Origin of the sequence: Coprococcus phoceensis (genome assembly GCF_900104635.1) — a bacterium.
Taxonomy (GTDB): domain Bacteria; phylum Bacillota; class Clostridia; order Lachnospirales; family Lachnospiraceae; genus Faecalimonas; species Faecalimonas phoceensis.
On sequence record NZ_FNWC01000007.1, the window covers coordinates 353,958 to 373,668 of the forward strand.

Annotated in this window: 20 protein-coding genes; 18 read left to right on the forward strand and 2 right to left on the reverse strand. The window is 42.2% G+C overall.

Annotated features, from left to right (window positions below; genetic code table 11):
- Nucleotides 1-57: 57 nt before the first annotated feature.
- From BQ5364_RS05410 to BQ5364_RS05440, 7 genes are all read left to right on the forward strand, one after another.
- Nucleotides 58-429: a diacylglycerol kinase family protein gene (locus BQ5364_RS05410; RefSeq protein ID WP_022250798.1), complete on the forward strand. Its 372-nt coding sequence runs from the start codon at nucleotides 58-60 to the stop codon at nucleotides 427-429.
- 38 nt (nucleotides 430-467) lie between these two features.
- Nucleotides 468-806, forward strand: coding sequence for a hypothetical protein (locus BQ5364_RS05415; protein WP_044987793.1), 339 nt, complete (start codon nucleotides 468-470; stop codon nucleotides 804-806).
- A gap of 22 nt (nucleotides 807-828) precedes the next feature.
- A complete protein-coding gene (locus tag BQ5364_RS05420; RefSeq protein ID WP_004614128.1) occupies nucleotides 829-2,412 on the forward strand; it encodes an ABC1 kinase family protein in 1,584 nt (527 codons plus the stop codon).
- A gap of 125 nt (nucleotides 2,413-2,537) precedes the next feature.
- Nucleotides 2,538-3,443: a quinolinate synthase NadA gene (gene nadA / locus BQ5364_RS05425; RefSeq protein ID WP_044987791.1), complete on the forward strand. Its 906-nt coding sequence runs from the start codon at nucleotides 2,538-2,540 to the stop codon at nucleotides 3,441-3,443.
- A gap of 25 nt (nucleotides 3,444-3,468) precedes the next feature.
- The gene (locus tag BQ5364_RS05430; RefSeq protein ID WP_022250802.1) at nucleotides 3,469-4,629 is read left to right on the forward strand and encodes an L-aspartate oxidase; all 1,161 of its coding nucleotides are present in this window, start codon (nucleotides 3,469-3,471) and stop codon (nucleotides 4,627-4,629) included.
- A 16-nt stretch (nucleotides 4,630-4,645) separates the two neighbouring features.
- A complete protein-coding gene (gene nadC / locus BQ5364_RS05435) occupies nucleotides 4,646-5,497 on the forward strand; it encodes a carboxylating nicotinate-nucleotide diphosphorylase (protein ID WP_071143809.1) in 852 nt (283 codons plus the stop codon).
- Between the two features lie 36 nt (nucleotides 5,498-5,533).
- Nucleotides 5,534-6,046, forward strand: a complete 513-nt coding sequence (locus tag BQ5364_RS05440) for a transcription repressor NadR (RefSeq protein WP_004614124.1) — start codon at nucleotides 5,534-5,536, stop codon at nucleotides 6,044-6,046.
- Between the two features lie 32 nt (nucleotides 6,047-6,078).
- Here BQ5364_RS05440 and BQ5364_RS05445 read toward each other — a convergent pair whose 3' ends face one another.
- Nucleotides 6,079-6,915, reverse strand: a complete 837-nt coding sequence (locus BQ5364_RS05445; protein ID WP_004614123.1) for a MerR family transcriptional regulator — start codon at nucleotides 6,913-6,915, stop codon at nucleotides 6,079-6,081.
- A gap of 98 nt (nucleotides 6,916-7,013) precedes the next feature.
- Between BQ5364_RS05445 and BQ5364_RS05450 the strand changes: the two genes are divergently transcribed.
- Nucleotides 7,014-8,342, forward strand: coding sequence for an MATE family efflux transporter (locus BQ5364_RS05450; RefSeq protein WP_004614120.1), 1,329 nt, complete (start codon nucleotides 7,014-7,016; stop codon nucleotides 8,340-8,342).
- Between the two features lie 26 nt (nucleotides 8,343-8,368).
- Here BQ5364_RS05450 and BQ5364_RS05455 read toward each other — a convergent pair whose 3' ends face one another.
- The gene (locus tag BQ5364_RS05455; protein ID WP_044987789.1) at nucleotides 8,369-8,818 is read right to left on the reverse strand and encodes a GatB/YqeY domain-containing protein; all 450 of its coding nucleotides are present in this window, start codon (nucleotides 8,816-8,818) and stop codon (nucleotides 8,369-8,371) included.
- Nucleotides 8,819-9,069: 251 nt separating this feature from the next.
- Between BQ5364_RS05455 and BQ5364_RS05460 the strand changes: the two genes are divergently transcribed.
- The 10 genes from BQ5364_RS05460 (at nucleotide 9,070) to recJ (ending at nucleotide 19,696) form a co-directional block, all read left to right on the forward strand.
- Nucleotides 9,070-10,101 (forward strand): ABC transporter permease, encoded by a 1,032-nt coding sequence (locus tag BQ5364_RS05460; RefSeq protein WP_004614118.1) that lies wholly within the window; start codon nucleotides 9,070-9,072, stop codon nucleotides 10,099-10,101.
- A 41-nt stretch (nucleotides 10,102-10,142) separates the two neighbouring features.
- A complete protein-coding gene (locus BQ5364_RS05465) occupies nucleotides 10,143-11,078 on the forward strand; it encodes an iron chelate uptake ABC transporter family permease subunit (RefSeq protein WP_083382935.1) in 936 nt (311 codons plus the stop codon).
- 3 nt (nucleotides 11,079-11,081) lie between these two features.
- Nucleotides 11,082-11,834: an iron ABC transporter ATP-binding protein gene (locus BQ5364_RS05470; protein WP_004614116.1), complete on the forward strand. Its 753-nt coding sequence runs from the start codon at nucleotides 11,082-11,084 to the stop codon at nucleotides 11,832-11,834.
- 75 nt (nucleotides 11,835-11,909) lie between these two features.
- Nucleotides 11,910-12,899 carry a siderophore ABC transporter substrate-binding protein gene (locus BQ5364_RS05475; protein WP_004614115.1) on the forward strand — a complete coding sequence of 330 codons (990 nt, stop codon included), beginning with the start codon at nucleotides 11,910-11,912 and terminating at the stop codon, nucleotides 12,897-12,899.
- 97 nt (nucleotides 12,900-12,996) lie between these two features.
- Nucleotides 12,997-13,539, forward strand: a complete 543-nt coding sequence (gene spoVT, locus BQ5364_RS05480; RefSeq protein WP_071143810.1) for a stage V sporulation protein T — start codon at nucleotides 12,997-12,999, stop codon at nucleotides 13,537-13,539.
- Between the two features lie 54 nt (nucleotides 13,540-13,593).
- Complete coding sequence (locus BQ5364_RS05485; protein ID WP_044987787.1) at nucleotides 13,594-13,968, forward strand: TIGR04086 family membrane protein; 375 nt, start codon at nucleotides 13,594-13,596, stop codon at nucleotides 13,966-13,968.
- 94 nt (nucleotides 13,969-14,062) lie between these two features.
- Nucleotides 14,063-14,206 (forward strand): six-cysteine ranthipeptide SCIFF, encoded by a 144-nt coding sequence (scfA, locus tag BQ5364_RS05490; RefSeq protein WP_004614112.1) that lies wholly within the window; start codon nucleotides 14,063-14,065, stop codon nucleotides 14,204-14,206.
- A gap of 126 nt (nucleotides 14,207-14,332) precedes the next feature.
- Nucleotides 14,333-15,736, forward strand: coding sequence for a thioether cross-link-forming SCIFF peptide maturase (scfB, locus tag BQ5364_RS05495; protein WP_004614110.1), 1,404 nt, complete (start codon nucleotides 14,333-14,335; stop codon nucleotides 15,734-15,736).
- Between the two features lie 3 nt (nucleotides 15,737-15,739).
- Nucleotides 15,740-17,881, forward strand: coding sequence for a protein translocase subunit SecDF (locus BQ5364_RS05500; RefSeq protein ID WP_004614109.1), 2,142 nt, complete (start codon nucleotides 15,740-15,742; stop codon nucleotides 17,879-17,881).
- Nucleotides 17,882-17,935: 54 nt separating this feature from the next.
- Nucleotides 17,936-19,696 (forward strand): single-stranded-DNA-specific exonuclease RecJ, encoded by a 1,761-nt coding sequence (recJ, locus tag BQ5364_RS05505; RefSeq protein WP_004614108.1) that lies wholly within the window; start codon nucleotides 17,936-17,938, stop codon nucleotides 19,694-19,696.
- The last annotated feature ends 15 nt before the right edge of the window (nucleotides 19,697-19,711 follow it).

Consider the following 19,711-nt stretch of genomic DNA (forward strand, 5'->3'; position numbering starts at 1 on the left):
ACTGGGGAGTTTTTTGTAGTATAATAAAAACAAATTTAGGACAAGAAGGTGAAGTTTGTGAAGGGACAAAAGAAGAATCCATTATATAAGAGTTTTGGATATGCTTTTGAAGGAATTTTTACCGGAATCAAAAAAGAACGAAATATGAAGATTCATTGTCTGACAATGCTATGTGTTGTTGCGGCAGGATTTGTGTTTCGAATTTCAGTTTCTGAATGGTGTATCTGTCTGATTCTGTTTGGAATGATTCTGTCACTGGAACTTGTCAATACGGCGATGGAAGCGGTGGTAGATCTTGTCACAGAAGAGAGAAGGCCGCTTGCAAAGCTTGCGAAAGATACAGCGGCGGGGGCAGTTTTGATTGCGGCAATTATGGCAGCAGGAGTGGGACTTTTGATTTTTGTCCCGAAAGTGTTAGAACTTATATAAACAAAGAATTTCATGGCAAAATGAAAGGAGACAGAATGATGGAAGGATTTGGAGAAAGCGTAAAAAAACTATTGTTGGCAGGAATCGGTGCGGCAGCAACAACTGCGGAAAAATCAAAAGAGTTATTGGATGATATGGTAGAAAAAGGAGAATTAACGGTAGAGCAGGGGAAAGCATTGAATGAGGAACTGAAGCACAATATCAAAAAGACGGTCAAAGAGAATGTGAATGTGTCAGTGAAACCGACTTCTCCGGAAGAACTGGACGAACTATTGGAAAAGATGACGCCGGAACAGATCGAAGCGTTGAAGGAGAGACTGAATGCTATGGAAGGAGAACAATCTGAGACTGAGCAGCAACCGGATGAAGAGCTCTAGACAGAATAGGAAGATGTGACAGATGGGCAGACAGGAATCGCAGGAATACAAAGAAAGATTGAAAGAGATGACAGGGGTACTCCGAAAGCATAATATTACCAGAGGAGTATCCCCGGAGAAGCTACGTCTGATTTTGGAAGATTTGGGACCGACGTTTATCAAATTAGGACAGATTATGTCGATGCATTCTGATATTTTGCCAAAGCGGTATTGTGATGAGCTGATGCGTCTTCGCTCTGAGGTGGCGCCGATGTCGTTTTCGGAGGTGGAGGAAGTATTGCGGGAGGCGTACGGCTGTCCATGGAAAGAGATTTTTAAAAAGATTGAAGAATTACCACTTGGCTCAGCCTCTATCGCACAAGTGCATAAAGCAGTCTTGAGAGATGGAGAGGAAGTTGTTGTAAAGATACAGCGAAAAGGGATCTACGATAAGATGGCAAGAGATATCGGACTTTTGCATCGTGCGGTAAAGTTACTTCCGCCAGTCAGCTTAAAGGGTATGGTTGATCTTGACATGGTACTTGATGAACTGTGGGCAGTTACAAGAGAAGAGATGAATTTTCTGACAGAGGCATCTAACCTGGAGGAGTTTGCAAGAAGAAATAAAGATATTGTGTTTGTTGGAGCACCCAAGATGTACCATGAGTACACGAACCGCTATGTGCTGGTGATGGAATATATTGACGGATATGCCGTCGATGATAAAGAAAATCTTCTGAGAGACGGATATGATTTAGAAGAGGTAGGTATCAAGCTGATTGACAACTATATCAAGCAGGTGATGGATGACGGATTTTTTCATGCGGATCCACACCCCGGCAATGTAAAGATTCGGGGCGGAAAGATTATCTGGATTGACATGGGGATGATGGGGCGTCTCACAGAACGTGATCGAGAACTGATTGGAAATGCGGTAGAAGGAATTGCTATGAGTGATATCGGAATGATTCAGGATGCGGTGATGGCGCTTGGAGATTTTAAGGAGCCACCGGATCAAAGCTGCCTGTATGAAGGAATCAGCAATTTGCTCTCACAGTATGGTACTGCCGATATGGGGAGCATTGATATTGCCAAAGTGACGATGAGTCTCATGGAAGTGATGAAGGAAAATAAGATTATCATGCCGCATGGACTGACGATGCTTGCAAGGGGACTGACCCATATGGAAGGGGTGCTTGCTGATATTGCGCCGGAATTGAACATGGTGGAGATAGCCTCCAGACATATGGCGGGAAAGATGCTGAAGGAAAAAGACTGGAAGCAGGAATTAAAAAACAGCGGTAAGACAATTTACAGATCGTTTCATAAAGCAATCAATATTCCGTCACTGATCTCTGATATTTTACAGGGATACCTGAAGGGGCAGACAAAGATTAATCTGGATCTGCATGCATCGATGGAGTTGGAGAGACTGCTGCGAAGACTTGTGAGAAATGTTGTGATGGGACTTTGGGTGATGGCGCTGTTGATCAGTTCCAGCATTATCTGTACAACGAACATGAAACCTAAGATTTGGGGGATTCCGGCACTGGGAGCATTTGGTTATCTGATTGCGTTTGCCATTGTGATGTATGTGTTTTTAAAACATATTTTTTCGAGAAAATAGGAAGGATTTGCACAGAATCGATAAAAATTCATGTGTAAATCCTTCTTTTTTGTAAAAGCATGTGTCTTGTCACCTGTAAAATACAGTGCTATAATAATGGAAGTTTACATAAGGAGAAGAAAAGCATGGATATGATTGATGAAATTAAGAAATGGAAAAAAGAAAAAAATGCAGTGATTCTTGCACATTATTATGTGAATCCAGAAGTACAGCAGATAGCAGATTACATTGGAGATTCTTTTTATCTGAGCAAAGTAGCGGTTGGATTAAAAGAGCAGACCATTGTGTTTTGCGGGGTGGCGTTTATGGGAGAAAGTGCGAAGATACTTAATCCGGATAAGACCGTGCTGATGCCGGACAAGTCAGCAGATTGTGCGATGGCACATATGGCAGATGCACAGACCATTCAGAAAATGCGTGATACATATGAAGATTTGGCGGTTGTATGTTATATTAATTCGACAGCGGAATTAAAACGTCACTCGGATGTGTGTGTGACATCGGCGAATGCGGTGCAGATCGTGAAAGCATTGCCGAACAAGCACATTTTCTTTATTCCTGATAAAAACCTGGCAAGATATGTGGCCCAACAAGTGACGGAAAAGGAGTTTGTATTCAATCAGGGATATTGTCCGGTGCATGAACACATGAAGCTTAGAGAGGTGAAGCGGGTAAAAGAATTGCATCCGGAGGCGGAAATATTGACACATCCAGAATGTCCGGAAGCAATCTGCGAGATTTCCGACTACATCGGCAGCACATCGGGAATCATTTCGTATGTCACTCAAAGCCCCAAAAAAGAATTTATTATCTGTACGGAAAATGGAGTGCGCTATGAATTAGAGATGAGAAACCCGGATAAACAATTTTATTTTACAGAGACTGAGCCTGTCTGCATGGACATGAAGAAGATCACATTGGAAAAGGTATTGCATGTATTAAAGACAGGGGAAAATGAAGTGCACGTGACAGAGAAAGTAAGAGAAGAATCGGGAAAAGCATTGGAGAGGATGTTGGAGCTTGCAAAATAACCGTGTTTGCAGTGAAGGAGGAAATATGGATATCAATACAGATGTCGTCATAGTCGGAACAGGAGTGGCAGGACTTTTCAGTGCGCTGAATCTGCCGGCGGAAAAAAAGATTGTGATGATTACAAAATCAGATGTAGAGAGCAGTGACTCTTTTCTTGCACAGGGGGGAATCTGTGTACAGCGAGATGAGGATGACTATGAAAGCTATTTTGAAGATACTATGAAAGCGGGACATTATGAGAACCGAAAAGAGTCGGTCGATATTATGATTCGTAACTCCCGTCAGGTGATTGAAGATCTTGTGGGATATGGAGTGGAATTTGAACAGGAAAATGGGGAGTTTTTATATACAAGAGAAGGTGCGCACTCTGCGCCACGTATTTTATTCCATGAGGATGTGACCGGAAAAGAGATTACAAGCAAACTTTTGGAGCGAGTGAAAGAACTTGAGAATGTGTCGATTTTTGAGTATACTACGATGACGGATATTTTGGAAGAAGAAGGACGATGTGCAGGAATTGTTGCTGAAAATGAGGAAGGAATCATTTATCTCCATGCAAAGGACACGATTTTAGCAAGCGGAGGAATCGGCGGAACTTACAAGCATTCTACTAATTTTGCTCATCTGACAGGAGATGCGCTTCGAATTGCAAAAGAGCATGGAATTCGCCTGGAGCATTTGGATTACGTGCAGATTCATCCGACAACACTGTATTCGAAAAAACCGGGAAGACGATTTCTGATATCAGAGTCAGTGCGTGGGGAAGGAGCAGTGTTATATAACAAAGAAGGAAAGCGTTTTGTAGATGAACTTCTTCCGAGAGACGTTGTGACTAAGGCAATTCAGGAGCAGATGGAGAAAGATCATACAGAGTTCGTGTGGTTGTCGATGGAGCATATTTCAGAGGAGACGATACGAAAACATTTCCCACATATTTATCAACAATGTCTGGAAGAAGGATACGACGCCACGAAAGAGTGGGTTCCGGTTGTACCGGCACAGCACTATTTTATGGGTGGCATCTGGGTGGATTCTGACAGCCTGACATCGATGGAGCATCTGTATGCAGCAGGCGAGACAAGCTGTAACGGAGTGCACGGCGCCAATCGTCTGGCAAGTAACTCGCTGTTGGAAAGCCTTGTATTTGCGAAACGTGCAGCAAAAAAAATTGGAGCAAACCGATAAGAAAGGAAATAGAAGGATGAATAAAATTACGATGGATCTTCAAGTGGATCATTTGATTTTGGAGGCGTTGAGAGAAGATATCTCCAGCGAAGATGTGACAACGAATGCCGTGATGAAAGAAGCGGTCACAGGAGAGGTAGAATTGATTTGTAAGCAGGATGGAGTGATTGCCGGATTAGATGTGTTTGAACGGGTGTTCCGTCTTTTGGATGCGAATACAAAGGTGGAATTATATTGTAAAGACGGGGATCAGGTGAAGAATGGAGAACTGATGGGAAAAGTGGTTGGCGATATCCGTGTACTTTTATCAGGAGAGCGAGTGGCGTTGAATTATCTGCAGAGAATGAGCGGAATCGCAACATACACACGCTCCGTTGCAGAGCTTTTAAAGGGAAGCGGTACAAAGCTTTTAGATACGAGAAAGACGACGCCGAATATGCGTATTTTTGAAAAATATGCGGTGCGTGCGGGAGGCGGTTACAATCATCGCTATAATCTGTCAGACGGTGTCCTTTTAAAAGATAATCATATCGGGGCAGCCGGAAGTGTGGCGAATGCAGTGCGCATGGCAAAAGAATATGCGCCGTTTGTGCGAAAGATTGAAGTGGAAGTAGAAACGCTGGAGATGGTAAAAGAAGCTGTGGATGCGGGAGCAGATATTATTATGCTTGACAATATGTCCACAGAGGAGATGGCGGAGGCAATCCGTATCATTGACGGGAGAGCTGAGACAGAATGTTCCGGAAATGTGACAAAAGAAAATATTGCCCGCCTGACGTCACTTGGGGTAGACTATATTTCCAGCGGAGCATTGACACACTCTGCACCAATTTTAGATATTTCCTTAAAGAACCTTCATGTAGTATAATAGAACCAGTGATGCAAAAACAGGAGGTGAAGGTTTGTGAATGGTTCGCAGAGAAGAGAGCAGATTGTTCGTCAGATACAGGAGAGTAAGGAACCTGTGTCAGGAAAAAAGCTGGCGGAACTTTATGGTGTGAGCCGGCAGGTGATCGTGCAGGATATTGCGCTGATCCGCACAGCAGGTTATGATATTATCTCAACGAACAGAGGATATATACTGAATACGCAAAAAGCAATCAGCCGTGTGTTTAAGGTGCAGCATACTGATGAGCAGACGGAGGAGGAGTTGTATGAGATTGTAGATTTGGGAGGATGCGTGGAAAATGTGATGGTAAACCACAGAGTATACGGTCATATGGAAGCGCCGCTTGGCATACACTCAAGAAGAAAAGCGGCAGCATTTATAGAAGACATCAAAAGTGGAAAATCAAGTCCACTGAAAAATATTACTTCAAACTATCATTACCATACAGTGAGTGCGGAGAGTGAAGAAATATTAGATGAGATAGAAGAAATGCTCAGAGCAAAAGGTTTTTTGATAGAGGCTGTCTAGAAACAGGGAGGGGAGAACAATTTGGAGTTCTCCTATCCCTTTTTTAATTTACAGCTGATCTGGAGGATATAATCTTCCTCCTTTTTTTCGGTGAGCGTGTCAATCAGAACATCTTCGTAAAATATACCAGTCAGCTCTAAGGCGTTTTCAGATGCATATTGCAGCATTTTTTCATAGGTCGTATGGATGGTCTCGTAGCCTCCACAGTGAAATGCACGAAGATAGTGTCCGGATTCCCGGACACAAAGCGGAACATTCTCTGGCCTATGGTCTAAAAGCAGATAGAAATCGGTATACTCTTCTGTCGTTAAATCGAACGAAGAAAGGTCGCGGATTCCCCCGACTCCGTAAGGACTTTGAATCTGATGTTCATTGCCGTAAAGAATGAGGTCTCGGATCGTTTTTGCAATTTCTTTGTCGTGCAGGGAATGCACAGGTGTGGTAAGCATATATTTTGCCGGAAAATGAATAACAGAAATATCGTCCAATGCAGATGCAGATACATTGTGAAGCAGCGTAAGTTCTTCTTGAATCCAACGCTCCATCTGCTGCATCGCCTGGATTTTTTCACGGATAAGTGTCTGCTCTTTGGTGAGCAGCTCAATGAAAAGCGATGTTGTCCGGTTGTCCAGATATGATTTGATCTCAGACAGCGGCATATCAAGTTCCTTTAATAAGGTGATGATTTCCAAAAGCTCCAGCTGTGAGATGGAGTAGTAGCGATATTGATTTTCGGGGAGTTTGATTTCCGGTGATAAAAGCCCGATTTTATCATAGTGAAACAATGTGTGCTTGGAGACACCTGCAAGTTTTGCAAATTCTCCGGTTGTCAGATAGGCATCTCGATTCGATTTTAATTTTTTCTCCAATTTTTGTAAAACCTCCCTTGACTATCGTGTTACCCTATAGTTTATGATAGGGTACAGATTGGAAAAAATCAATATACAATTGGAGGATGAGATGAAATATGACGAATTCAATAGCGCAGAAATTTAATGTGTTTTCATTGCTGAAGTTTGCATTCCCGACGATGGTGATGATGGTATTTATGTCTTTATATACGATTGTAGACGGAATTTTTGTATCCAGACTTGTCGGGAGCAATGCGTTGTCCGCGGTCAATATCGTTTATCCGGTCATCAATCTGATGTTTGCATGCGGGATTATGCTATCAACAGGTGGGAGCGCCATTGTCGCACGTCAGATTGGTGAGAAAAAAGAAAGTGAGGCAAGGGAAAATTTTTCTTTGATCGCATTGGTGAGCTTTCTGGTAGGAGTGGTGATTTTAGCGGTCGGGATACTGTTTTTGGAACCGCTTTGCAATGTGCTTGGAGCGACACCTCTGATTCTTTCAGACTGTAAACGATATTTGGGTGTTCTTTTACTGTTTGGACCGCTGACGATGATGCAGATGTTTTTTCAGGTATTTTTTGTGACTGCGGGAAAGCCGACACTCGGATTGGTTTTAACGATTACAGGCGGAGTTACCAATGTCATTTTAGATTATCTGTTTATGGGACCTATGGGAATGGGCGTGATTGGAGCGGCTCTTGCAACCGGAATTGGACAGACGATCATGGCGGTTGTTGGAATTGTGTACTTTTTCGTGATCAAAAAGGGGCTTTATTTTGTACGACCGGTATTTCGCAGAACAGTATTGCTGGAAAGCTGTGGAAATGGCTCTTCGGAGATGGTGAGCAATCTTTCAATGGCGATTGTGACCTTTTTATTTAACCTGACGATGCTGCGTCTCCTCGGGGAAGACGGAGTGGCAGCAATTACGATCGTGCTGTACGGTCAGTTTTTGTTCACATCAATGTATCTGGGATTTTCAATGGGAGTGGCTCCGGTGTTCAGTTTTAATTACGGGGACAAAAATTATGACCAGCTGAAGCGAATTTATAAAATCTGCATGTACTTCATCACGGTATCTTCTATTGTGATTCTTGTGATGGCGCTTGTTTTTGCAGAGCCGATAGTAGGAATCTTCAGTGGAAGAGATTCAAGGACATATGAAATTGCAGCAGATGGATTTTTCTTGTTTTCTTTTAATTATATATTTGCGGGAATCAATATTTTTGCATCTGCGATGTTTACTGCATTTGGTGATGGGAAAAGATCTGCGATCATCTCGTTTTGCAGGACGTTTATTTTCATCGTGGTGAGTATCCTTGTACTGCCATTGGTGATGGGGGTGACGGGTGTTTGGCTGTCTGTTCCGCTGGCGGAATTTGTGACGCTGTTCATATCTGTCGGCTACTTTAAAAGTCAGCACAAAAAATACCATTATGCATAGAAAAAGACGGGTATCCCCGTCTTTTTCTACTCTGTCATATAAGAACCAACGATCTCATTGACAAGCTTTCCGTCTGCTTTTCCTTTTACTTTCGGCATCAGTTCTTTCATGATCCGTCCTTTATCTTTGGCTGTCGGAGCAGTGATTCCAAGCTCGCTCAAAACGCTTTCCACAACTGCTTTGATCTCGTCGGCATCCATCATCTTCGGAGCAAATGTCTCCAGCACTGCAAGTCGTCTTTTGCACTCTTCAATCATATCTGTGCGGTCAGAAGGCGTCATCTCCAACGATTCTTTTGTCTGTTTGATCTCCTTTAAGATGACCTGAACCTCTTCTTCTTCAGTCAAATCAGCTCTTTTATCGATGGCTTTGTTCTTTAACGCAGCAAGTAAAAGAGAAAGTGTATCTTTTGTGTCTTTATCTTTTGCTTTCATTGCATCGACCATTGCTTTTCTTACTTCATCTGTTTTACTCATTTTCATGTCCTCCTGATTATTCCTATTCTATGAACGATTCCATTCAATCTGAATGTATATATTTTAGCATAATAAAGTATGGTATTCAATGAAAAATATGTAATATGAAAATACTTGACAAAACAAATGAGTTAGTTTAAACTAACGTGGAAATGTGCTGTGACCACACAGAAAATGATTTTGGCAGTGATCAGGCACATTTTATTTTAACTACGAGTTAGTTTGAGCTAACTTTAAAAAGGAGGAAATTTATGAAAGAGCGGATGTCAACAATCATCCTTGCAGCACTTCTTCTGGTTCTGTCAGCGGTGTCTTTATTTGTGGGTGTGATTGATGTGACCCCTATAGAATTGTTCCGTGGAAATATGGAACAATTGGAAATCTTTTTGATTTCCAGGCTGCCACGCCTGCTTGCAATCATCTGCACCGGTGTCGGGATGAGTACGGCGGGATTGATTATGCAGCAGCTTTGCATGAATAAATTCGTCTCTCCGACTACGGGAGCGACGATTTCGTCTGCGCAATTTGGAATTCTTCTGGCACTTTTGTTTATGCCGCAGTCCACGCTGTGGGGGCGGGCAATATTTGCATTTACCACGGCGATTCTCGGAACATGGATTTTTGTGTGGTTCATACAACGAATTCAGTTTAAAGAAGCGGTTATGGTACCGCTTGTGGGAATTATGTTCGGGAATGTGGTGTCTGGAATTACGAGTTATCTCGCCTACAAATATGAGATGACGCAGGCACTTTCCTCATGGCTTGTGGGGCATTTTTCAATGGTGTTAAAGGGCAGATATGAGATTGTATATCTTGTGGTACCGCTTGTGATACTGGCATTTCTGTTTGCGAATCATTTTAACATCGTCGGAATGGGAAAGGATTTTTCCAAAAATCTTGGAGTCCCGTATAAGTTTGTTCTGTTTATGGGGCTGACGATTGCAGCGATGATTACAGCATCGGTAGTTGTCGTGGTGGGTTCCATTTCCTATATCGGTCTGATCGTTCCAAATATTGTCTCTATGTTTAAAGGGGATAAGATTCGTGGAACGCTTGTGGATACGGCATTGTTTGGGGCAAATTTTGTTCTTATGTGTGATCTGATCGGTCGAGTCGTAATTGCGCCGTATGAATTGCCGATCGAATTGATTGTGGGAATTTTCGGAAGTCTGCTTTTTATTATGCTGTTGCTTTACCGGCTGAAACATGGCCGCAAGGCGATCCATTTTACCCGTAGAGGGGAAAATAAGACGTGCATTATGGAAGGGGGAACGAGTCTGTGAATCGAGCGGTAAATCGAAGAAATCAGAAAAAACTTATCGTGATGATGGTTCTTGTGATTTTAGCATGTGCGCTTTACATGTTGGTGAATGTAAAGTTTGGCAATGAGAAATTGTTCTGGTATGCGATGAAAATTCGTACACCAAAATTAATTGTGATGCTGATCACGGCGTTTGCCATCGGCGGGGCATCTATTGTGTTCCAGTCTATTATCAACAATACTATTGTGACACCATGTCTGCTTGGAATGAATTCTCTGTACATGGTCATACACACTGCGGTTGTGTTTGTCGCCGGCTCAGGAAGTGTTTTAGCTGTCAATCCAAATGCTGCATTTGCGGTGGATCTTGTATTGATGGGCGGAACCGCGACCGTTATTTACAGTTATCTGTTTAAAAAGACAAATCATAATGTGCTTTATGTACTGCTTATAGGAACTGTGTTGACTTCCTTCTTCGGAAGTATCCAGTCCACTTTGACGAGGGTGATGGATCCGAATGAATATGACAGCCTGCTGGCGACCTTAGTCGCAAGTTTTAGTAACGTCAATTCAGAGATTATTGTATTTTCTGTGATTGTTATGGGACTCGTGGTCTTTTGCCTGAGAAAAGAACTGGCTTTGTTAGATGTGATCACACTCGGAAAAGAACAGGCAATTAATCTGGGAGTGGATTATGACAGATGTATCAGACGACTGTTATTGGGTGTGACGCTGTTTATTGCAGTGGCGACTGCGATGGTTGGACCGATTTCCTTTTTGGGACTGATCATTGCAAATCTCTCCAGACAGCTTTTGCAGACATATCGTCACAGTCATCTTATTTTGGGATCGGCATTTTTCGGAATGGTGATTCTGGTGGCAGGACAGCTTTTGGTAGAGCAGATTTATTCCTATACCGTTCCGGTAAGTGTGTTTATTACCGTGTTTGGAGGAATCTATTTTCTGTATCTGCTGCTGAGAGAAAGGAAGGAAAGTTAGACAATGATTGTAGAAGAATTGATAAAAACATATGATGGAAAACCGGTGGTAGATTCGGTCAGCTTTTCACTCCCGAAAGGGAAAGTGACATCTTTGATCGGACCAAACGGAGCAGGAAAATCAACGGTTATGGGAATGATTTCCAGACTGATTGCAAGAGATGGAGGACTTGTCGAGTTTGAAGGGCAGGATATCGGAAAATGGAAGAGCAAAGAGCTCTCGAAGCGCCTTGCGATTTTAACGCAGAGCAACCACATTCAGATGAAGCTGACGGTGGAAGAGTTGGTGGCGTTTGGAAGATTCCCTTACTCAGGAGGCCGTCTTACAGAGGAAGATAAAAAGATGATTGACAGGGCAATCTCATACATGGAACTGGACGAATTTCGAGAGCGTTTTATCGATGAGCTGTCAGGAGGTCAAAGACAGAGAGCGTATATCGCAATGGTAATTGCACAGGATACGGAGTACATTCTGTTCGATGAGCCGACGAACAACCTTGATATCTACCATGCAACAAATCTGATGAAAACGGTTCGAAAGCTTTGTGATGAGCTTGGGAAAACGATTGTTTTAGTATTGCATGAGATTAATTATGCGGCATTTTATTCCGATTATATCTGTGCGTTTGTGGACGGCAAGATCGCAAAATTCGGAACCGTGGAGGAGGTGATGACGAAAGAGGCATTGACAGAAATTTATAAAGTAGATTTTGAGATTATGAAGATTGCCGGGAAACCGCTATCAATCTATTATTAATCAGGTCTGTTGAAACGACGTAGAAACAGAATTTTACAACAAAAGATTATTGGGAAGAGATAAGGAGAAAACAAGATGAAAAAATTGACAACTTTAGTGCTTGCGCTTGTGATGGTATTTAGTCTTGCAGCTTGCGGAAATAAGAATTCAGGAACAACTTCAAAAGAAGATACAAATAAAACAGAAAAACCAAAAACAGTTACAATTAAAAGCTTTAATGCGAACAATGAAGAAACAGATTTGGAAGTGCCTTATGATGCACAAAGAATCGCTGTGATGGATATGGCGGCGCTTGATATTTTAGACAGTCTCGGATTGGGAGATCGTGTAGTGGGTTCTTCCAGCACATCATTGGACTATCTTCAGGAGTACGTTACGAATGATGAAATTGTGGATTTAGGAACAATCAAAGAGGCAGATATGGAAGCAGTGATGTCGTGTGAGCCGGATGTGATCTTTATCGGAGGACGTCTTGCACAGTCTTATGATGCACTGAGTGAAATTGCACCGGTTGTCTATCTGTCCACAGACACAGAAATCGGACTTGTAAAAAGTGTGGAGAAAAATGCAAAGACGATTGCATCTATGTTTGGTGTGGAAGATGATGTGAAAGATCTGATGGACGGCTATGATGCGAGAATTGAAAAGCTGAAAGCGTTTGCCGAAGGAAAAAGTGCGATTATCGGAATGTGTACAAGTGGAGGATTCAATGTTCTCGGAAACGATGGACGTTGCGCTTTGATCGGTAATGAGGTTGGATTTGAGAATATCGGAGTGGATGCAAATGTCGATACTTCTACACATGGGAATGAGGCGTCATTTGAATTTGTGGTAGAGAAGAATCCGGATTACATCTTTGTATTGGACCGTGATGCGGCGATCGGTACAGATGGCGCGCAGCTTGCAAAGGATATTATGGAAAACGAGCTGATTATGGGAACAGATGCTTATAAGGACGGAAAAATCGTCTATTTAGAACATCCTGCAGTTTGGTATACGGCAGAAGGCGGTGTAAATGCACTCGGATTTATGCTTGAAGATTTAGAAAACGCACTGTTAAAATAATAGATTTTATTTGAACCAGTAAAAATGTATAATTTTCCTCTGTTTACAGATACTATTTCCAAAGTTGGAAAGTACAGTAAATGGAGGAATTTTTATTATGAAAGCAACAGGAATTGTAAGAAGAATTGATGATCTGGGGAGAGTGGTCATTCCAAAAGAAATCAGGAGAACACTTCGGATTCGAGAGGGAGACCCATTGGAAATATTCACGGCCCGAGAGGGAGAGATTGTCCTGAAAAAATATTCACCGATCAGTGAGCTTTCCTCATTTGCAAAAGAATATGCGGAAAGTCTTGCGGTAACGTGCGGAGCAACGGTCTGTGTGACGGATCATGATCAGATTATTGCGGTATCCGGTGCGGGAAAAAAAGAATTACAGGATAAATATGTGAGTAAACAGTTGGAACGTATTTTTAAGGAACGGGAAGCAGTGCATGCATCGGCAGGTGAAAAGAAATATGTGGCGGTGATTGATGAACGGATACAGGAATATGAAGATGAGATCATTCATCCGATCCTGTGCGGAGGAGATGTCATCGGAGCGGTAATTCTGTTAGAAAAGAAGAAAAAATTTGGAGAGACAGAAGAAAAACTCGCCGCATGCGCAGCTAATTTTCTTGGAAGACAAATGGAACAATAGAAGCATAAAACCCTTCGGACAATCATAGATTGTGATATGCGAGGAGGGAATAGTATGGAAAAACAGGTTCAAAAAGAATCGAAGCTCATATGGATCTTGAAATCACTGCTTGCGGCGTATCTTGTAACGGGTATATTGCTTGTGCTGCTGACATTTTTATTGTATCAGTTTGAGCTGGACGAACAGAAAGTGACTGCGGGGATTGTGGTGATTTATGTGGTGTCTACTTTTGTGGGAGGTCTTATATTAGGAAAGCTTACAAAAGTAAAACGATTTGCATGGGGCTTGACGCTTGGGGTTGCTTATTTTGTATTGCTGCTTTTGATATCGCTTGGGATATACAGGGGGATTGACGGGAACTGGAGCAATATTCTTACGACATTTCTGATGTGTGCCGGAGGGGGGATGTTTGGAGGAATGATTTCTTAAGTAATTCTTAACCGAACTGAGAAAAAAGGCTTTCAAAACATACAGTCCTGTGGTATAATAACAGAAGTAATGCAAAGCGAAGGAGGAAATGACAATGAAACATATCAAAACATTGAATACACAGACATTAAACAATACAGTGAAAAAAGGTGGATGTGGAGAATGTCAGACATCATGCCAGTCAGCATGTAAGACATCTTGTACAGTAGGAAATCAGACTTGCGAACAAAAAAGATAATGATTGCGTAAGCTGAACAAAAAGACAAGTGCTGTCTTTTGACAGTAGACGCAGGCAGAGAATGTGCGATGGCACATTCTTTTTGCATGACAGAAAAAATAGAGAAAATAGAAAGGGGTACATGTTGTGATTCATCAGTACCGAAACAATGGTTATAATATTGTGCTCGATGTGAACAGCGGTTCCGTGCATGTGGTAGATGATTTGTGTTATGATTTGATCGCCTGTTTAGAGGCAATGAACCCGGATCATACAGAAGCGACACTGCAAAGCGAAGAGACATCGGCGTATGTGAAAGAACAATTAGGAGAAAAATATAAAGAGGACGAATTAAAAGAGGCGTTAGAAGATATTGCGGAACTTACAAAGGCTGGACAGCTCTTTACAAAAGATATATACGAGGCATATATCGGAGAGGTAAAAAGCAGAAAGACGGTTGTAAAGGCATTGTGCATCCACATTGCGCATGACTGTAACCTCGCATGCCAATACTGTTTTGCAGAAGAGGGCGAATATCATGGAAGACGAGCTCTGATGTCATATGAGGTCGGGAAAAAGGCTCTGGACTTCTTGATTGCAAATTCGGGTAACCGAAAGAATCTGGAAGTAGATTTCTTTGGCGGGGAACCGCTTATGAACTGGCAGGTAGTAAAAGATCTTGTGGCGTACGGAAGAGAGCAGGAAAAACTCCATGATAAGCATTTCCGTTTTACACTGACAACGAACGGTGTGCTTCTGAATGACGAGGTAAAGGAATTTGTCAACAAAGAGATGGACAATGTGGTATTAAGTCTGGATGGACGAAAAGAAGTCAATGACAAGATGCGTCCGTTCCGCAACGGAAAAGGAAGTTATGACCTGATCGTGCCGAAATTCCAGAAACTGGCAGAAAGCCGTAATCAGGAAAAATACTATATCAGAGGAACTTTTACAAGAGATAATTTGGATTTCTCAAAAGATGTTCTGCATTTTGCGGATTTGGGATTCGAGCAGATTTCCATTGAGCCTGTAGTAGGAGAGGATTCAGATTTTTATTCGATCAAGAAAGAAGATCTTCCACAGATTTTTGAAGAATATGATACATTGGCAAAAGCAATCATTGAGAGAGAAGAGGCGGGAAAAGGATTTAACTTCTTCCATTTTATGATTGATTTGGACGGAGGTCCTTGCGTTGCGAAGAGACTTTCCGGATGTGGTTCGGGAACAGAGTATCTTGCAGTCACACCTTGGGGGGACTTATATCCTTGTCATCAGTTTGTCGGTGAGGAAGATTTCCTGATGGGAAATGTCGACGAAGGGATTGTGAGACCGGAAATTGCAGATGAATTCAGAGGCTGCAGTGTCTATTCCAAAGAAAAATGTAAGAACTGTTTTGCGAAATTCTATTGTAGTGGGGGATGTATGGCAAATTCTTACAAGTTTCATGGTTCGATTCATGATGCATATGATATTGGCTGTGAGATGCAAAGGAAACGTGTGGAATGTGCGATTATGATCAAGGCTGCATTGGCAGACGGAGAAAGGATGTAAGAGATGAAAAAGAGTAGAGGTGTCATTAACCTGATCCTCACAGTGGTGGTAATCTGTTTATTAGGGTTTACCTCAGTTGTAGGATTTGGTGCAACAGGTGCGGGAGCGGCAAAAAATATTAAGCTTGGACTTGACCTTGCCGGAGGTGTCAGCATTACATACCAGGTAAAAGATGAGAATCCGACAGAGGAAGAGATGAAAGATACGATCTACAAGCTGCAAAAGCGTGTAGAGCAATACAGTACAGAAGCGACTGTTTATCAGGAAGGTTCGGATCGTATCAATATTGAGATTCCAGGTGTTTCAGATGCGAATGCAATTCTGGAAGAACTCGGAAAACCGGGATCGCTTGAATTTCAGGATGCGGAAGGGAATGTTGTTTTAGAAGGAACAGATATCAAAACAGCATCTGCGAAAACGAGTCAAGATAACATGGGAAACAAACAGTATATCGTTGAGTTGAATCTTACAGATGAAGGAAAGACTAAATTTGCTGAGGCTACAGAGGCGAATATCGGGAAACAGATTGCTATTGTCTACGATGATGAAATCATCAGTAATCCAAAAGTAAACGAAGCGATTACCGGTGGACAGGCTTATATTGATGGAATGGAGTCTTATGAAGAAGCAGACAATCTTGCATCTACAATCCGTATAGGTGGTCTGAAACTGGAGCTGGAGGAATTGAGCTCAAAAGTAGTCGGAGCACAGCTTGGAGAAGAGGCAATCAGCACAAGTTTGATGGCAGGTGCAATCGGACTTGCAATTGTATTTATTTTTATGTGTATCGTATATCTGCTTCCGGGACTTGCATCGAGCATTGCGTTGGTTATCTACACAGGAATTGTAATTGTATTGCTGAATGCGTTTAACATTACATTGACCCTTCCTGGTATTGCAGGTATCGTGCTCTCAATTGGTATGGCGGTAGATGCGAACGTTATTATTTTTGCCAGAGTAAAAGAAGAGATGGCAGCAGGGAAAAGTGTAAAATCATCTCTGAAGTCTGGATTCCAGAAGGCGATGTCAGCGATCGTGGACGGTAATATGACAACTTTGATTGCGGCAATTGTACTTTGGGTTAAGGGAACAGGAAGCGTAAAAGGGTTTGCTCAGACATTGGCGCTTGGTATTGTAGTGTCTATGTTTACGGCACTGGTTGTGACAAGAATCATTATCTACTCATTATATGCAGTCGGACTTAGAAGTCCAAAATTATATGGTAGTCAGAAACCAAGAAAAGAAAGAGATTTCTTAAAGAGAAGAGTGTTGAGCTTTTCGATTTCACTTGTGATCATTGTAGCGGGATTTGCTATGATGGGAGTGAACTCGGCAAACGGAAAAGGTGCGTTTAAGTACAGCCTTGAGTTCATGGGAGGAACTTCATCTACGGTAACATTTGACAAAGATTACTCGATTGAAGAGATCGATTCTAAGATTGTGCCGGTTGTAGAGAAAGTAACAGGAGATAAGAACGTTCAGTTCCAGAAGGTAAAAGATTCGAATGCGGTTGTTATTAAGACAATCAGCTTGGATTTGGAAGCACGTGAGGCATTTAACAAAGCGATGGCGGATAACTTCGGTGTAGATGCATCTACGATAACTGCGGAGAATATCAGTTCCACAGTCAGCTCCGAGATGCGGACAGATGCAGTCGTTGCGCTTGTGATTGCTACGGTATGTATGCTGCTTTACATTTGGTTCCGCTTCAAAGATATTCGTTTCGGAACAAGTGCGGTTATCGCATTGTTAAATGACGTTTTGTTTGTAATCGCATTTTATGCAATTTCGAGAACGTCTGTCGGAAATACATTTATCGCATGTATCCTGACAATTGTAGGTTACTCGATCAATGCGACGATTGTTATCTTCGACCGTATCCGAGAAGAGTTAAAGACGAAAAAGAAAAACGAAGAATTATCAGGATTGGTCAACAGATGTATTACAGATACTTTGACGAGAAGTATTTACACAAATGCGACAACCTTTATCATGCTTGCGGTACTGTATGTGCTTGGAGTAAGTTCGATTAAAGAGTTTGCAATGCCGCTTATGGTTGGTGTGTTAGGAGGTACATTCTCTTCTATCTGTATCACAGGACCATTGTGGTATGTTATGAAAACAAGATTTGCAAAGAAAAAATAAACGGGGACGGGGGTAATCATGATATTACTCCCGTTTTTGCATTGAGGAGTACGTATGGAAAAATGGTTTGTAATGAGAAAAGGGGCTCCGTTTCAGGAGATTGCAGAGAAATTTCAGATTCATCCGATTCTTGCCCGCCTGATACGGAATCGTGATGTGATAGGGGATGAAGCGATTCAATTGTATCTGAACGGCACGATCGCAGATTTGTATGATGGCATGCTCATGAAAGATATGGATAAAGCGGTAGACATTTTGCTGGAGAAAATACGTGAGGACAAAAAGATTCGAATTATCGGAGATTATGATATTGATGGAATCAATTCGACTTACATTTTATTGGAAGGAATCAAGTATCTTGGAGGAGAAGCTGATATCGATATACCGGACCGCATGAAGGATGGATATGGCTTGAACCGAAATCTGATTGATCGTGCATTTGACGATGATATTGATACAATCATCACCTGTGATAATGGAATTGCGGCAAGAGAAGAGATTGCGTATGGAAAGAGTCTTGGGATGACGATCATAGTGACAGATCATCATGAGATTCCTTATGAGGAGGTAGAAAGTGAAAAACGATATATTCTGCCGCCCGCTGATGCAGTGATTGATCCAAAACAGCAGACATGTGCATATCCATTCAAAGAATTGTGTGGAGCAGGAGTTGCATATAAACTGATCGAGGCGTTGTTCGGCGCGTGTGGAAAAGATATCGAAGATGTGGATTATCTGATGGAGAATGTGGCAATTGCGACAGTCGGAGATGTTATGGATCTGGTCGGAGAGAATCGTATTTTTGTAAAACAAGGTTTGGAGATGCTGAAACGCACAAATAATTTGGGATTGCGGGCGCTGATGGAATGTACCGGTGTGCCTGTGGAGAGACTTTCGGCATATCATATCGGATTTGTGATCGGACCGTGCCTGAACGCAAGCGGGAGACTGGATACGGCGAAACGGGCATTGGAGCTTTTGTGTGCAAAGACAAAAAAGGAGGCAGACATACTGGCGGGTGACTTGAAAGCGCTAAATGACAACCGGAAGGATATGACAGCTTCAGCGGTGGAAGAGGCGGTGAAGCAAGTGGAGGAGACCAGACTTGGCGAGGATAAAGTGCTGGTGATCTATCTTCCGGATTGTCACGAAAGTCTTGCCGGAATTGTAGCTGGAAGAGTGAGGGAGCGTTATCATAAGCCGGTATTTATCTTGACGAAGGCAGAAGAAGGCGTGAAAGGATCGGGGCGTTCTATTGAGAGTTACCACATGTATGAAGAATTGAATAAGTGCAAATCGCTGTTGACGAAATTTGGCGGACATAAACTTGCGGCGGGACTGTCTTTGGAGGAGGAAAATGTAGACAGACTCAGAGAAACTTTAAATGATCTGTCAACACTCACACAAGAAGATCTGATTCCTAAGATTTCTATTGATATGCAGATGCCGCTTGGCTATATCAATGAAGCGTTTGTGGATGAATTAGAGCTTCTGGAGCCTTTTGGGAAAGGAAATATAAAGCCTGTATTTGTGGAGAAAAACATTGAAATTTTAAGCGCGAGAATTCTTGGGAAGAATAAAAATGTGTTGAAGATGCAGGTGCAGGATGCGCCTGGAACCCAGATGGATGCCATGTACTTTGGTGATGTGGAGGCATTTTTGGAATTTTTTAGAGAAAAGTATGGAAAGCCTGCGGTAGATGGTCTGCTTCGGGGACAGAGAAGCAAAGTTGAGGCGGCATTTACATATTATCCCGGAATTAATGAATATATGGGGCAGAAAACTGTTCAGATCATCATTCAGAACTATCAGTGAGAGTAGTGCAAATGA